Origin of the sequence: Streptomyces turgidiscabies Car8, assembly GCF_000331005.1 — a bacterium.
GTDB classification, from domain to species: Bacteria; Actinomycetota; Actinomycetes; order Streptomycetales; family Streptomycetaceae; genus Streptomyces; species Streptomyces turgidiscabies.
The window spans coordinates 12,748-27,634 of sequence record NZ_AEJB01000414.1; the positions used below are offsets into that span (position 1 = coordinate 12,748).

Sequence of the window (14,887 nt, forward strand, 5' to 3'; positions counted from 1 at the left end):
TGTCGTCTCGGGGTCCCGCTCAGAAGCCCAGGCGCTCCCGGCGCAGCGAGTACGTCACGAACGCGGCGCCCAGCGCGAGGCTGAGCGTGCCGCCGACGACGTACGGGGTGGTGTCGAAGCTGCCGGTGTCGGCGAGGCGGGTGCCGTCGGCGGCCGAGTCCGAGGTCGTGGTGGCCGAGGTGGTGGTGGCGGTCGTACTCGTGTCGGCGCTCGCCCGCGTACTCGTGCTCGTACTCGCGCTTCCGGTGGTGCTCGTCATGGAGATCTGCCGGGTGTGCTCCGACATCGTGGACAGGGACGTGTCCGCTCTGTGTCGCTGCTCCACCGACTTCTCGGCCGTCGCGTTGGCGGACGGGACGAACCACAGGGCACCCAGAAGGGTCCCCGCGGCGGTGGCGGTCAACAACGATCGACGTGCGGCTGACACGGAATATCGATCCCCTTGTGGCGCTGGCGAATTGGCCGTGACCCCGATGCTAATGAAAGGCGTGGGTCGTGGGAAAGTTGCGGGAGCTGTGAGCCGTACGCTCTTCGACCATGAGCACATCAGAGACATCACGTTTTGTACGGCTTCGGGTGGAACTGGTCGTCGAGGTCGACGACGTGGACGCCCTGACGAAGGCCGCGCTGCAGCGGATCGCCGCTGACACCGAGATGCCGGCCGACGAGCGGGTGCACGCCGAGGACACTGTGACGGAAGACACCGCGGAGGCGCTCGCGTACCTCGTGGACCCGTTCGACCTGGTCGGTGAGGTGCCGGGAACCGAACTGGCACAGGCGTCCTGGAGCAGCGAGGAGATCGACTACGACCCGGATTCGCCGGATTGGGATCTCGACGAGGATGATGAGGCGGACGGCGACGAAGTGGTCGGGGAACGGGTCGACGGCTGACCCGGCTGGGGAAATTCGTGACCCCGGTCGGCAACCGCCGACCGGGGTTTCGTCGTCTCAGGAGAAGCAGTGACCGGCAGTGGCATCACGCGACCCGGTGGAGTGCGGGACGGGCGGACAGCCCCCTGTGACCCGGACGACGTGGTGTGCCCCACACGCTGAGCGAATGTGGAACGGGGCGAACCGGTCGTAGCGTTGAAGATTGTCAAGGGGACTTGCAGGTTCCAGGTTCCGTACGGGGACTCGTGGTTTTGGGATACGGCAACGATGGAGAAGCGTGTGATGAGGGACAGTAGGCGGCGCAAGGGTCTGACGGCCGCGTCCGCCCTGCTCGGTGGTGTGCTGGTGCTCTCTGCGTGCAGCGGGGGCGACAGCGACAGTGCCTCCAAGGGCGACAGCGGTACCGACACCTCGCAGGCCAAGGCCGACGAGGCGGCGGCCGAGAAGACCTCCGAGGCCCAGATCAAGATCACACCCGGGGACGGTTCAAACAACGCCTCCATCAACAACGCGGCCCAGGTGGCGGTGGCAAAGGGCACCCTCACGTCCGTGGAGATGACGACGGCGGACGGCAAGGCGGTCGCCGGCGAGATATCGGCCGACAAGACCAGCTGGAAGCCGAGCGCCCAGCTGGAGCGCGCCACCACCTACAAGGTGACGGCGGAGGCGACGGACGCCAAGGGCCGCGCCGCGCACGAGAACGCCTCGTTCACCACGGTCGCCGCCGCGAACAGCTTCGTCGGCTACTTCACCCCCGAGGACGGCTCGACCGTCGGTGTGGGTATGCCCGTGTCGATCAACTTCGACAAGGCGATCACCGAGAAGGCGGCCGTGCAGAAGGCCGTCACGGTCTCCTCGACCAGCGGGCAGGAGGTCGTCTGCCACTGGTTCAACGACACCCGCATGGACTGCCGGCCCGACGACTACTGGCAGGAGAACTCCACCGTCACGCTGAAGCTGGCGCTCGACGGAGTGGAGGGCGCGAAGGACGTCTACGGCGTCCAGCAGAAGACGGTCACCTTCAAGATCGGCCGTAACCAGGTCTCCATCGTCGACGCCAAGACGAAGACGATGAAGATCACCCACAACGGCACGGTCATCAAGACCATCCCGATCTCCGCCGGTTCGCCCGACAACAAGACGTACGAAGGCAAGATGGTCATGTCGGAGAAGTTCAAGGAGACGCGCATGAACGGCGCGACCGTGGGCTTCACCGACGACGACGGCAAGGGCGAGTACGACATCAAGGACGTACCGCACGCCATCCGGCTGACCACGTCCGGCACCTTCGTGCACGGCAACTACTGGAGTTCCTCGGACACCTTCGGCAGCGCCAACGTCAGCCACGGCTGCGTCGGCCTGGACGACACCAAGGGCGCCAACGACAAGAACTCCGCGGGCTACTGGTTCTACGAGCACTCGATCATCGGTGACGTCGTCGACGTCCGGAACACCGGCGACAAGACCGTCGACCCGGCCAACGGACTCAACGGCTGGAACCTGAGCTGGGCGGACTGGAAGGCCGGGTCGGAGGTCTGATCCGTCGGTACGTCCGGCTGGTCTCCACTGTCCCCGACCGACTGGCTCTGACTCCCTGACTCCTGAGGGCGGTTGCTCGTGACGAGCGACCGCCCTCGGCGTTTCCCGGGTTTTCCGGGCCTCTCAGGCTCCTGAGGCCGTTTTCCGAGGCCGATCACAGCCTTCTCATGCTTCTCTTATGCGGGACTTATCGCGTCATCACGCGGTGTACCTAGCTTGCGGCCATGTTCTTCACCTACCTGAGGCGCGAACTGCGCCGCCGCCGAAAAGCGGCACTCGTCGTCGCCTCCGGGCTCGCGCTCGGCATCGCCCTGGTCATCGTGGTCACCTCGGTGTCCGCGGGCATGTCGAAGGCGCAGGACAAGGTCCTTCAGTCGCTGTACGGACTCGGCACCGACATGACCGTCACCAAGGCCGCCGCGGCCCAGACGGGCACCGCCGACACCCAGCGCCGGCGCTTCCAGTTCGACGCGCGGCCCGACGGCGGCGACTCCACCGCCGAGCAGAGCAGCGACCGGGTGCTGGTCCAGGGCTTCCAGACCCTGGCCGCGTCCACGGTCACCAAGGTCGATACGCAGAAGGGCGTCTCGGACGCCGTCGGCGGACTCAGCCTCCAGGTCATCAAGGTCAGTGGTCAGTTCCGGCAGGGCGAGTTCCGACAGGACCAGCAGAGCAACGGCGGTACCGGCGACCAGCAGGGCGGCGGAAACCGCGGTGGCGGCTCAACAGGCGCTCCGCAAGGGCGTGTCGAGGGCGGCGGCGCCAACTTCGACGTCAACAACTACTCGGTGTACGGCACCGACGTCACCAAGCCGGCCCTCGGCCCGCTGACCTCCTCGAAGATCACCAGCGGCCGTACGTTCACGACCGCCGAGACGAACGCCAAGGTCGTGGTCGTCGACGCCGCCTACGCCAAGGAGAAGAAGCTCAAGGTCGGCAGCACGGTCACCATCAAGAGCGTCAAGTTCAAGGCCATCGGCATCGCGACCCCCGAGAGCGGCGACTCGGCCGCCAACCTCTATATCCCGCTGCAGCAGGCCCAGACCCTCAGCGACTCCAAGGACAAGGTCACCACGATCTACGTCCAGGCGACCGACTCCCAGCAGATCAGCGCGGTCAAGTCGACGATCCAGAAGAACATCTCGGGTACGACGGTCACGACGTCCGCCGATCTCGCCAGCACCGTCTCCGGGTCGCTGTCCACCGCCTCCGACCTGGCCTCCAACGTCGGCAAGTGGCTGTCCATCGCGGTGCTCGTCGCCGCCTTCCTGGTGGCGGGCCTGCTCACCTCCTCGGCCGTCTCCCGGCGGGTGCGCGAGTTCGGCACGCTGAAGGCGCTCGGCTGGAAGTCGGGCCGGGTCACCCGGCAGGTCGTCGGCGAGGCCGTCGTCAACGGGCTGGTGGGCGGCGCCCTCGGTATCGCGCTCGGCCTCGCCGGTGCCTATGTCGTCACCGCGATCAGCCCGGAACTCCAGGCGGAGGTGGGCAGTTCGGGCGGCAACGGCGGTCCCGGCGGCGGAGGCGGCTTCCCCGGCGGCGGCTTCGGCCGGCAGGCCGCGTCCAAGGCCCTGACGGTCGCGCTCACCGCGCCCGTCGCGCTCTCCACCATCGCCCTCGCGGTCGGCCTCGCGGTCACCGGCGGCCTGATCGCCGGAGCCTTCGGCGGCTGGCGCGCCTCCCGGCTGCGCCCGGCGGACGCACTGAGGCGAGTCGAGTAGCCCGGGGCTCGCCTGTGACGGGCGGGGCTGGATCTTTTAGCGGCGCGGGGCTGCATTCATATGCGACTCCGCCGCGTGAGCGCGACCAGCCCCCACCGGCCCGCAGCCGACGAATGACAGCTCGCACCCCCAACCCCACCCAGGAGCCACTTACATGTACGAACTCAAAGGTGTGGTCAAGCGCTACACCCGAGGCAAAGAGACCGTCGACGCCCTCGCCGGCATCGACCTGACCATCGCCGACGGCGACCGTCTCGTCATCCAGGGCCCCACCGGCGGCGGTAAGTCGACGCTGCTGCAAATGCTCGGCGGGCTCGACCGGCCCACCGAGGGAATTATCGATCTCGATGGAACAGATCTCGCCAAACTGTCCGAGAGTCGCCTCACCAAAGTCCGCAGCGAGAACATCGGCTTCGTCTTCCAGAGTTTCAATCTCATTCCGACGCTGTCCGCCCAGGAAAACGTCGAGACCGCTCTCGTGCCGCTGGGCGTGAAGGGCGGGGAACGGCGCGACCGGGCCGCCGAGGCGCTCAGGTCGGTGGGGCTCGGGGAGCGGCTCGGGCATCTGCCGGGGGAGATGTCCGGCGGTCAGCAGCAGCGTGTCGCCATCGCTCGTGCGCTGGTCAAGCAGCCGAAGGTGCTACTCGCCGACGAGCCCACCGGCAACCTCGACGAGTCGATGCGCGACGAGATCATGGACGTACTCGAAACCATGTGGAAGGAGCTCGGGCTCACTTTCATCATGGTCACGCACGATTCGGCGATCGCGAAGAAAGCCCCGAGGGTGGCGACCATCCGCAAGGGAAAGATCACCGTGAAGGAGAACGCCGGCAGGTAAAGCGCGCAAGGTTTCGTAACTGACTCGTAACAGCCAACGCGCAATCGTCCAGTCTATTGAGCGGCTGATCACCCCTCGGCATAATTCCGGTCGGGGGGGTGTGCGCTCATGCGTACGGGACTCCCCCCTTGCCGGGTGAACGGGGAACTGCCCGGTACTCAGCCAGCGCTCCTGGGGGAGACTTGCGCACACAAGTGAAAAGGGCATGCGTGGCAACCGTCGCCACGGCAGCCGCAGTTGCTCTCGCGGCGGGCATGACCAGCCCGGCTTCCGCGAAGGCCGACGCGAAGGGTGAGCAGCAGCGCGTGACCAGCGCTGCCCAGAAGCTCAGGCCGACGCACCGCATCACACTCATCACCGGCGACCGGGTCGCCGTCGACGCCAAGGGCCGTGTCGTCGGCCTGGAGCGGGCGGCGGGCCGCGACAAGATACCCGTACAGATCCGCAAGATCGACGGGCACACGCTCGTCGTACCGGCCGACGCCGCCCGGCTTGTGTCGAGCGGCAAGCTCGACCAACGCCTGTTCGACATCACAGAGTTGAACAAGGCGGCGACCCGGAAGTCCCAGCAGAAGGGACTGAAGGTCATCGTCGGCTACACGGGGGCGGCGACCGCCACCAAGGCCGACGTCCGCGAGGCGGGCACCCTCCGTCAGACACTGAAGTCCCTGAACGCGGACGCCGTGCAGACACCGCAGAAGGACACTCCCGAACTCTGGGACGCGGTGACCAACGGGGACAGGACCGCCGCCGGGATCGCGCACATCTGGCTCGACGGCACCCGTAGGGCCAGCCTCGACAAGTCCGTCCCGCAGATCGGCGCGCCGAAGGCGTGGGCGGCCGGCTACGACGGCAAGGGCGTCAAGATCGCCGTCCTGGACACCGGTGTCGACGCCACCCACCCGGACCTCAAGGACCAGGTGATCGCGGCCAAGAACTTCTCCACGGCCACGAGCGCCACCGACAAGTTCGGTCACGGCACGCATGTCGCGTCCATCGCGGCCGGCACCGGGGCCAAGTCGGGCGGCAAGTACAAGGGCGTCGCACCCGGCGCCAAGATCCTCAACGGCAAGGTTCTGGACGACACCGGTTCCGGTGACGACTCGGGCATCCTCGCCGGCATGGAGTGGGCGGCCGAGCAGGGCGCCCAGGTCGTCAACCTCAGCCTCGGCGGCCAGGACACCCCCGAGGTGGACCCGCTGGAGGCGATGGTCAACAAGCTGTCCGCCGAGAAGGGCATCCTCTTCGCGATCGCGGCGGGCAACTCCGGTCCGGAGACGGTCGGTTCGCCGGGCAGCGCCGACGCGGCGCTCACCGTCGGAGCGGTCGACGACAAGGACCTGCTGGCCGACTTCTCCAGCACCGGCCCGCGCGTCGGCGACGGCGCCATCAAACCGGACGTGACCGCGCCCGGCGTGGACATCACCGCCGCCTCCGCCAAGGGCAGCGTCATCGAGCAGGAGGTCGGCGAGAAGCCGGCCGGCTACCTCACCATCTCGGGTACGTCGATGGCGACGCCGCATGTGGCGGGCGCGGCGGCGATCCTCAAGCAGGAGCACCCGACCTGGACGTACGCCGAGATCAAGGGCGCGCTCACCGGGTCCGCGAAGGGCGGCAAGTACACGCCGTTCCAGCAGGGTTCGGGCCGGATCCAGGTCGACCAGGCCATCAAGCAGACCGTGATCGCCGACCCCGTGTCGGTGAGCTTCGGCACGCAGGCGTGGCCGCACACCGACGACACCCCGGTCACCAAGCAGCTGACGTACCGCAACCTCGGCACGGCCGACGTCACGCTGAAGCTGGCGGCGACGGCGACCAACCCGAAGGGCCAGGCCGCTCCGGCCGGCTTCTTCAAGCTGGCCGCGACGACCCTGAAGGTCCCGGCGGGCGGCAAGGCCGCGGTCGGCTACACCGTCAACACCAAGCTCGGCGGCACCCTCGACGGCGCGTACTCCTCGTACGTGACGGCGACGGCCGGCGCCCAGAGCGTCCGTACGGCGGCGGCGGTCAACCGTGAGGTCGAGTCGTACGACGTCACGATCAAGCACATCGACAAGGCCGGTCGGCCGACAGGCGAGTACAACACGGTCGTCCTCGGCTACGCGGGTCTGGCCCTGGACCGCTACTACCAGGTGCCGACGGCCACCACCGGCATCACGACCATGCGGCTGCCCAAGGGCACCTACCTGCTGGACGGGTGGATCGCGAAGGACTTCACCAAGCCCGACCTGGGCGGTGAGGGCCTCGACTGGGTGGTCCAGCCGAAGCTGGCGGTCACCAAGAACACCTCGGTGACGATCGACGCCCGTACCACCAAGGGGGCGGACATCACGGTGCCGGACGCCGGAGCCAAGCCGCTGAGCGTGATGGTCAACTACATGTACGACACGCCGGGCATCGGCATCGGAGTGTCCCTCGACTCCTTCGCGAACGTGCGGATGGCCCACCTCGGCGCGGAGGTCACCGGCCTCTCGCAGACCTGGTTCGGCCAGTTCAGCAAGGGCGCGGGCGCGGAGTACGACGCGATCACCACCGCCAAGGTCAAGAAGATCACCGGCGAGAAGGTCCGCCACTTCAAGGCGAGCGACTTCGCCACGGTGTCGAACCGGCTCGGCGGCGGAGCCCCCAACAGGACCGGCGCGCTCAGCGCACTCGCTCTCCTGCCCGAGGACTTCGCCTTCGGCACACTCGTCGAGCAGGCGCTGCCGGGCACCCGTACCCAGTACGTGTCCACGGGCGAGAAGGTCCAGTGGATGTTCGACTTCACCCAGTTCAACGGCAAGGACGCGGACGGCTTCTCGATCCCCGAGGCCTTCTACACGCTCGGCATCCCGCAGACGCTGAAGGGTGGCGGCACGTACGCGCGCACCTGGAACACCGCCGTCTTCGGGCCCCGGCTGCTCCCGGACTACGGCGTCTACCGTGACGGCAACTCCATCTACGGTCTGGTGCCGCTGTTCTCCGACGGCGCGGGCCACCCCGGCTCGTCCGACTTCACGTCGGTGGCGACCACGCTCTACCGCAACGGCCAGAAGGTCGGCACGAACGACGACCCGATGTTCGGCGGTAAGGCGTTCACGGTGCCGGCGGGCGACGCCGCGTACAAGCTGACGACGTCCGTCAAGCGCAGCGTCAAGATCGCCCAGGCGTCCACGCGGATCGACGCGAGCTGGACGTTCCGCTCGAAGAAGCCCGGGGTGGACGGGGCCAAGCTCCCGGTGTCCTCGGTGCGTTTCAACGCGCCGGTCGGCCTGGACAACAAGGTCGCGGCCGGTACGAAGGTCACGTTCCCGGTCGTCGTCGAGGGCGCGGCACGCGGCAGCAACCTGAAGACGCTGTCGGTGTACGCCTCGTACGACTACGGCAAGACCTGGAAGAAGCTGACGGTGAAGAACGGCAAGGTCACCGTCGTGAACCCGGCGAAGGGGGCGGCGATCTCCTTCCACGCCAAGATCAGTGACAAGAAGGACAACAAGTCGACGATCTCGATCTACAACGCGTACTACGGCAAGTGAGCCGCCGGTGACGTGTTGACGCCACGGCCCGTCGGGGGGATTCCTCCGGCGGGCCGTTCGCGTGCGCGGAGTCGGGGGGCGTCAGTCGGGGAGCATCGGTCGCGGGGAGGAGGGCAGTTCAGGAAGCCGTACCCGCCCGTGTCGCGTCCCGGCCCCAGCTGGCCAGCAGGCGCAAGCCCTCCGCCGAGGGCGACCCCGGTTCCGCGTGGTAGACGATCAGTGTCTGGTCGCTGTCGTCCGGAAGCCTCAACGACTCGTAGTTCAGGGTCAGTTCACCCACCAGGGGATGCCGGAACCGCTTCACCCCGTGGCTCTTCTCCTTGACGTCGTGGGTCGCCCACAGCCGCCGGAACTCCTCGCTCTTCACCGACAGCTCACCCACCAGCGCGGCCAGCCGGGGGTCCTCCGGATAGCAGCCGGCGTCCATCCGCAGATAGGAGACGATGTCGATCGCCTTCTGCTCCCAGTCCAGGAACAGCTCGTGGTACTCGGGCCGCAGGAACACCATCCGCGCCCAGTTCCGGTCCTGCGGCTGCAGCTCGGCCCAGTCCCCGAAGAGGGACGCCGCCATCGCGTTCCACGCCAGGATGTCCGAACGTCGCCCGGCGACGTACGCCGGTACGCCCTCCATCGTGTCGAGCAGCTGCAGCAGCGTCCCGCGTACGACCTGCGCCCGCACCGACGGCTTCTTCTTGTGCTGCTTCGGCTTGGCGAGGTGGGTGAGGTGGGCGTGTTCGGCGCCCGTCAGCCGCAGGGCGCGGGCGATGGCGTCGAGGACCTCCGCGGAGACGTTCAGCCCGTTGCCCTGTTCGAGACGGGTGTAGTAGGCCACCGACACCCCGGCCAGCTGGGCCAGCTCCTCGCGGCGCAGCCCCGGCACCCGGCGGTGCCGTCCGAAGTCAGGCAGCCCCACGTCCTCGGGCTTGAGCCGGGCCCGCCGGGTGCGCAGGAACTCACTGAGCTCGGCACGCCGGTCCAGAGCCCCACCTGTACCGGTGCTACCGGAGGCGTTCGCCGGATGCGCGGATTCGAGCTGTTCGTCCATACGGTCCAGTATCGCCGGTCGTACGAACACGAGCCTGACCCCGCCAGTGGTACGACCGCTGGACGTACGCAAAGGCGTGGGCTGGGTGAACGGGGGAACGTTCGGCAGACTGGTCGTCGTGCGCGGTCAGAAGGCGACCGGGCACGCAATCCCCCTAGGAGAACCCCCGGCATGACCACTGTCGCCGCATACGCCGCCCCGTCCTCCAAGGCTCCCCTGGAGCGCACCACCATCGAGCGTCGGGAGGTCGGCGAGTTCGATGTCCTGATCGACATCAAGTTCGCCGGAATCTGCCATTCCGACATCCACCAGGCCCGCGAGGGCTGGGGCGAGGCCATCTTCCCGATGGTGCCCGGCCACGAGATCGCCGGTGTCGTCGAGGCGGTCGGTTCCGGTGTCACCAAGTTCGCGGTCGGTGACCACGTGGGCGTCGGCTGTCTGGTCGACTCGTGCCGCGAGTGCGAGAACTGCAAGGCCGGCCTGGAGCAGTACTGCACCGGTGGCAGCGTCGGCACGTACAACGCCCTCGACAAGAAGGGCGAGCCGACGTACGGCGGCTACTCCGAGAAGATCGTCGTCGACGAGAGCTTCACCGTCCGCATCCCCGACGGCCTCTCCCTCGACGTGGCCGCGCCGCTGCTCTGCGCCGGCATCACCACGTACTCCCCGCTGAAGCACTGGAACGCCGGCCCCGGCAAGAAGGTCGCGATCCTCGGCATGGGCGGCCTCGGCCACATGGGCGTCAAGATCGCGCACGCGCTCGGCGCCGAGGTCACGGTCCTCTCGCAGTCCCTGCGCAAGAAGGAGGACGGCCTGAAGCTGGGCGCCGCGCACTACTACGCGACCAGCGACGAGGCCACCTTCAAGGAGCTGCGCGGCACCTTCGACATCATCCTGTCGACGGTCTCGGCCCCGCTGAACCTGGACGCCTACCTGGCCCTCCTCAAGACGGACGGCGCGTTCGTGAACGTGGGCGCCCCGGAGGAGCCCGTCGCGCTGAACCTCTTCTCGGTGATCGCCGGCCGCAAGACCCTCGCCGGCTCCGGCATCGGCGGCATCCAGGAGACCCAGGAGATGCTGGACTTCTGCGCCGAGCACAACCTGGGCTCGGAGATCGAGCTGATCAGCGCCTCGCAGATCAACGAGGCGTACGAGCGTGTTCTCGCGAGCGACGTCCGCTACCGCTTCGTGATCGACACGGCGACGATCTGACGTCCTGCGCGTCCTGAGCGCGTCCTGACGTTCATGTGATGTCGGTCGAGGGCCCCGGCGGTGGTTGACGCCGGGGCCCTCGGCGCTGTCGGTGTCAGGGAAGAGGGACAGTCCCCGTCCCCTCGGTCAGCCGGTTCCGCTGGTGTCGGCGAACGTCCACACGGCGTGGGCGCCCGGGCCGACGGTGAGGGTCGAGTGGCCGAGCTGTTCCCTGTGGCGGTAGGACACCGGGTGGTTGAGGGACATCTCGACGCGCCGCATCCCCGCGTGTTCCCGCGTGACGACGTCGTAGCGGATCGTTGTGCCGCCGCCCTTCGCGACGATGCCGCCGTTCGCCACCGACCTGACGGCGAAGCCGCCGGCCCGCAGCAGCGGCACGGTGGATGCCAGGTCGCGGGCGGTGACCGCGAGGCGGACCGAGGTGATGTTCCGCATCAGGTGGTCGCGGTAGAGGTCGGACAGATAGCGTTCCCGGCCGACGTCACCGGGGAAGGCGGCCGGCTCGGTGTTGCTGCGCGGGTCGGCGAAGTACTCGGGCGTGTACTCCATCGCCCAGGCACCGTAGGCGTCGTACTCGACGGTGGTGAGGACCGCGTCGAACCACGGCACCGGGACGCCGTCGCCGAAGTCCCGCGTCTGCTGGAACAGGACCGGGTCGGTGACCCCCTGCTCCCGCAACCGCTCGATCACGGTGGCCTGATCGCCGTCGCGCTCGGTCGACAGGCCGGTGCCGGCGGAGCCGAGGGTGCCGTCCTGGCCGGGTACGTCGCCGACGCCGAACAGTTCGAGGTAGGTCTCGCGGCCCATCAGATACCGGCCGGTCCAGGTCTCGCCGCCGGCGCCGGTCGTGGTGCGGACCTGGAAGTTGGCGAACTCCCGGAGGTAGGCGGAGTGTTCGACGGCGTCGGCGGTCTCCCGGTCGAACACCCCGTAGGCGTGGTTGTAGTAGAGCAACTGCCGTTCAGGTGACGGTGGTTGGTTCTCCTGGGCGGGTGCCGCGTTCGCGGCACCTCCCTGCACCGCCGCTGCGAGGGCCACAGCGATGACGATGATCATCCGTAACGTTCTTCGAAGCAGCATGTGAGCGATCGTAGGACGGAGGATTTGCGTCCGCCGGTGAAAGCCGCTCTCGCCGTACGCCGTGCGGTCTTTTCAGCGCGGGCTGTCGCCGACGAGCACGAACGGGGTGCGGCCCTCGCTGCCGTCCGGCAGACGCCAGCCCGCGGTGATCTGTCCCCGGGCTCCGGTCGGGTCGAGACCCTCGGCGGGCTCTTCCGGCGCCGGGAGGACCCGCGTCACCTGAAGGGTCAGAGCACTCGCCGGCCCACTGTCCGCCCCGGCTTCGACCACGACGGCGGTGCCGTCCTGACCGTCGGTGACGGTGAGGGACACGACCTCGCCGGAGAAGCCCGCCCCCGTGAAGTGACCGGCGACCGAGGGGTCGGGAGCGCCGCTCACGCTCTGGGCCTGTGCTTCGGCGCGGCCCTGGAGCAGCGCGAGCAACTGGGCCACGAGCACCGGGTCATGGACCCCGTCGTAGATCCACCGCTTGCCCAGCACCCCGTGCTCCGACGTCCCCACGAGTGCCTGGTCGGCTCCGCCCAGCGGCGCGCCCCGGTAGCTGAGCGGCACGTGGTAGGAGACCGGGGTGCCGCCGGAGGCATCCGTGGCCACCATGAACTCGATCCCCACCTCCCCCTCCGGGTCATCGAGCCGAAAACCCCCGGCCTTGCTCAACTCCGGCTCCCGACCCGAGGAGACATACCAGGGCCGGGTGGGCAGCCAGGCCGCTAGCAGCTCCAGCTTGCCGGGGGACATGGTCGTGTTGTGGATGACAGCCATGCCTCGTGAACCGGCTCCGGGGGCAGATGATTCCCCTTTCGGGGCCGACGTCCGTCGGTCAGACGCAGGCCCCGAGTGCGCGACGGCGTGCCCGTGCGGGTGCCCCGTAGGTCCTCGTCCAGCTGGGAGCCGTACGGCGATACTTCCCTCCTCGTGAGACGTGATGATCTCCGCCGGGCAGCCCCGGCCCACCGGGCGCCTCGTGGTCATCACGCTCAACTCGCCTGCGGTGCACACGACTTGTTCACGTTCTTGTCGCTGATCCTCACGGCTCAGGGCGAGGCCGAGGGCGCGGGAGCCATTACCGTGCCCGGGAGATCGACGGAGCTCACAGTTCCGGCACGGGGGACGCGTGACATCCGTGCCGCACCCGCGTCCTGATTCAGCGTTCAGAGTTCACCGTTCACCGTTCCTGATTCTCAGTTCATGGTTCAGCGTTCAGAAACGTTCTGGAGACAAGCCCGATGAAACTCGCCAAGCGACTCATCCTCACCACCACAGCTTTCGCCGCCGTAGCCGCAGGTACGCTCGCGAGCGCGACCGTCGGCCAGGCCGCCGTCTCGCAGCCCGCCCGTCACGGCGTCGACGCCCCCGCCGCACTGAAGGTCCCCGACGGCAACAGACTCACCGGTGTCTTCTCCGCCGAAGGCGTCCAGACCTACACGTGCACCGACGGCGCCTGGAAGCTGCTGGAGCCCGCCGCCACGCTGTGGGCGAGGAGCGACCGTTCCCACCGCCCCGTCGCCCTCCACTCCCGTGGCCCGGTCTGGGTGTCCACGGTGGACGGCAGCGCGGTCAACGCCGCCGCCGTCGCCAACTCCCCCAAGACGGGCACCATTCCGGAGCTCCTCCTCAAGTCCACCACCACGCGCGGCACCGGTACCTTCGCCGATGTCTCCTACATCCAGCGCCTCAACACCCACGGCGGCGTCGCCCCTGCCGCCGCCTGCACCGGTACCGACCAGGTGAGCGTCCCGTACTCCGCGACGTACACGTTCTACAAGCCGGTCAAGTAGTCGCGGATCGTCAACTGCCCTGATTTAGAGGGCAGAAGCGGCGTAAGGCCACGGTCCCGGTACCGGTACCGTCCGGCACCCGGGACTGTGGCCTCCGTCGAGCTGCGGGAATCCGCAGACACCCTCCCTGTCGGGCTGCGGCGCCTGCCCGGTGTCCCCGTCGGGATGCGGTGCCCGGCGGATGGGCCGACGATGGAAGGGCAGGCCGCGCGGCGATCACGACCCTGGGGGGCGTGGAGATGTGACATGCCCGTTCACAGGATTCGCCCGGACATCAGCGTCCTGAACGACAGCCTCGAAGTGCCGGGAATCGGGCACCTCCCGGTGAACGCATTTGTCGTGCACGCTTCGCAGCCCGTCGTCATCGACAGCGGGCTCGGGCTGCCCGACCGCAACTTCCTGGAGGCGGTCGCCTCCGTGCTCGACCCCGCTGACGTGCGCTGGATCTGGCTGACGCACCCGGACCGTGATCACACAGGTGGGATCTTCGATCTGCTGGAAGCGGCGCCCGAAGCACGTGTCGTGACGACCTTCCTGTCCGCCGGGCTCATGTCCTGTGAGCGACCGCTGCCGCTCGACCGTCTGTATCTGCTCAACCCGGGCCAGACCCTGGACGTCGGCGACCGTACCCTCACGGGGTTCAGGCCGCCGCTTTTCGACAACCCGGCCACGGTCGGACTTTTCGACGACCGGTCGGGGGTCTGTTTCAGCTCCGACTGCTTCGGCGGGCCGATGCCCAGTGCCGAACTGGCAAACGCGGAGGACGTGGGCGCGGTCGGCGTGGAGGACCTGCGGGCCGCGCAGTTGCTGTGGGCCACGGTCGACAGCCCATGGGTGCACAACGTGGATGTCCGGAAGTTCCTCGCCACCTTCCAGCTGCTGCGGGACTGGGAACCGGAGCTCGTCCTGTCCACGCATCTGCCGCCGGCCCGGGGAATGACCGGGCAGATGATCGACACGCTGGGCTCGGCACCCGGGGAGTCGGCGTTCGTGGGGCCGGATCAGGCGGCGCTGGAGGAGATGCTGGCCGGGTTCGAGCCCCCTGGCGGCGAGCAGCAGCCTGCGACCGCCGGCCGGGGATGACTCCAGCGCTGCCAAGCCGGCGGGTCGGCGCACTCCTCGCCGTGGTCGCCGGCCGACGACCGTCCGGCCGGTTGGCCGGGCACGGAATTGCCTGGAACCCTCGTACGTTGAGTCAAGCGGGCAAGGGATGCCGGTGATGTGCGAGCAGCCGAGCAGCCCAGCGACCGAGCTGACAGATATGGGAGGGC

The 14,887-nt window shown here is 68.4% G+C and carries 12 protein-coding genes; 8 read left to right on the forward strand and 4 right to left on the reverse strand.

Annotated elements, in window-relative coordinates:
* Nucleotides 1-19: 19 nt before the first annotated feature.
* Nucleotides 20-427 (reverse strand): hypothetical protein, encoded by a 408-nt coding sequence (locus STRTUCAR8_RS30060; RefSeq protein ID WP_006379920.1) that lies wholly within the window; start codon nt 425-427, stop codon nt 20-22.
* A gap of 110 nt (nt 428-537) precedes the next feature.
* Here STRTUCAR8_RS30060 and STRTUCAR8_RS30065 point away from each other — a divergent pair, with 110 nt between their 5' ends.
* The 5 genes from STRTUCAR8_RS30065 to STRTUCAR8_RS30085 all read left to right on the forward strand — a co-directional run bounded on the left by STRTUCAR8_RS30065 (nt 538) and on the right by STRTUCAR8_RS30085 (nt 8,501).
* Entirely contained in the window at nt 538-891 is a 354-nt protein-coding gene (locus STRTUCAR8_RS30065; RefSeq protein WP_006379917.1) for a hypothetical protein, read from the forward strand.
* A 267-nt stretch (nt 892-1,158) separates the two neighbouring features.
* Nucleotides 1,159-2,430 (forward strand): L,D-transpeptidase, encoded by a 1,272-nt coding sequence (locus tag STRTUCAR8_RS30070; protein WP_044473150.1) that lies wholly within the window; start codon nt 1,159-1,161, stop codon nt 2,428-2,430.
* 224 nt (nt 2,431-2,654) lie between these two features.
* Nucleotides 2,655-4,148 carry an ABC transporter permease gene (locus STRTUCAR8_RS30075; RefSeq protein WP_006379918.1) on the forward strand — a complete coding sequence of 498 codons (1,494 nt, stop codon included), beginning with the start codon at nt 2,655-2,657 and terminating at the stop codon, nt 4,146-4,148.
* A 154-nt stretch (nt 4,149-4,302) separates the two neighbouring features.
* Nucleotides 4,303-4,986 carry an ABC transporter ATP-binding protein gene (locus STRTUCAR8_RS30080; RefSeq protein ID WP_006379891.1) on the forward strand — a complete coding sequence of 228 codons (684 nt, stop codon included), beginning with the start codon at nt 4,303-4,305 and terminating at the stop codon, nt 4,984-4,986.
* A gap of 194 nt (nt 4,987-5,180) precedes the next feature.
* Entirely contained in the window at nt 5,181-8,501 is a 3,321-nt protein-coding gene (locus tag STRTUCAR8_RS30085) for a S8 family peptidase (protein ID WP_044473151.1), read from the forward strand.
* A 118-nt stretch (nt 8,502-8,619) separates the two neighbouring features.
* Here the strand turns inward: STRTUCAR8_RS30085 and STRTUCAR8_RS30090 are convergent, their stop codons facing one another.
* Complete coding sequence (locus STRTUCAR8_RS30090; RefSeq protein WP_044473152.1) at nt 8,620-9,546, reverse strand: helix-turn-helix transcriptional regulator; 927 nt, start codon at nt 9,544-9,546, stop codon at nt 8,620-8,622.
* Between the two features lie 171 nt (nt 9,547-9,717).
* Between STRTUCAR8_RS30090 and STRTUCAR8_RS30095 the strand changes: the two genes are divergently transcribed.
* Nucleotides 9,718-10,758 (forward strand): NAD(P)-dependent alcohol dehydrogenase, encoded by a 1,041-nt coding sequence (locus tag STRTUCAR8_RS30095; protein ID WP_006379909.1) that lies wholly within the window; start codon nt 9,718-9,720, stop codon nt 10,756-10,758.
* Nucleotides 10,759-10,884: 126 nt separating this feature from the next.
* Here the strand turns inward: STRTUCAR8_RS30095 and STRTUCAR8_RS30100 are convergent, their stop codons facing one another.
* Both STRTUCAR8_RS30100 and STRTUCAR8_RS30105 read right to left on the reverse strand, forming a co-directional pair.
* Nucleotides 10,885-11,814: a DUF5829 family protein gene (locus STRTUCAR8_RS30100; protein ID WP_006379902.1), complete on the reverse strand. Its 930-nt coding sequence runs from the start codon at nt 11,812-11,814 to the stop codon at nt 10,885-10,887.
* A gap of 96 nt (nt 11,815-11,910) precedes the next feature.
* Complete coding sequence (locus tag STRTUCAR8_RS30105) at nt 11,911-12,600, reverse strand: maltokinase N-terminal cap-like domain-containing protein (RefSeq protein WP_006379926.1); 690 nt, start codon at nt 12,598-12,600, stop codon at nt 11,911-11,913.
* A gap of 464 nt (nt 12,601-13,064) precedes the next feature.
* Here STRTUCAR8_RS30105 and STRTUCAR8_RS30110 point away from each other — a divergent pair, with 464 nt between their 5' ends.
* Together STRTUCAR8_RS30110 and STRTUCAR8_RS30115 are read left to right on the forward strand one after the other, a co-directional pair.
* A complete protein-coding gene (locus STRTUCAR8_RS30110; protein ID WP_006379901.1) occupies nt 13,065-13,616 on the forward strand; it encodes a DUF3455 domain-containing protein in 552 nt (183 codons plus the stop codon).
* A gap of 246 nt (nt 13,617-13,862) precedes the next feature.
* Nucleotides 13,863-14,699 carry an MBL fold metallo-hydrolase gene (locus STRTUCAR8_RS30115; protein WP_006379889.1) on the forward strand — a complete coding sequence of 279 codons (837 nt, stop codon included), beginning with the start codon at nt 13,863-13,865 and terminating at the stop codon, nt 14,697-14,699.
* The last annotated feature ends 188 nt before the right edge of the window (nt 14,700-14,887 follow it).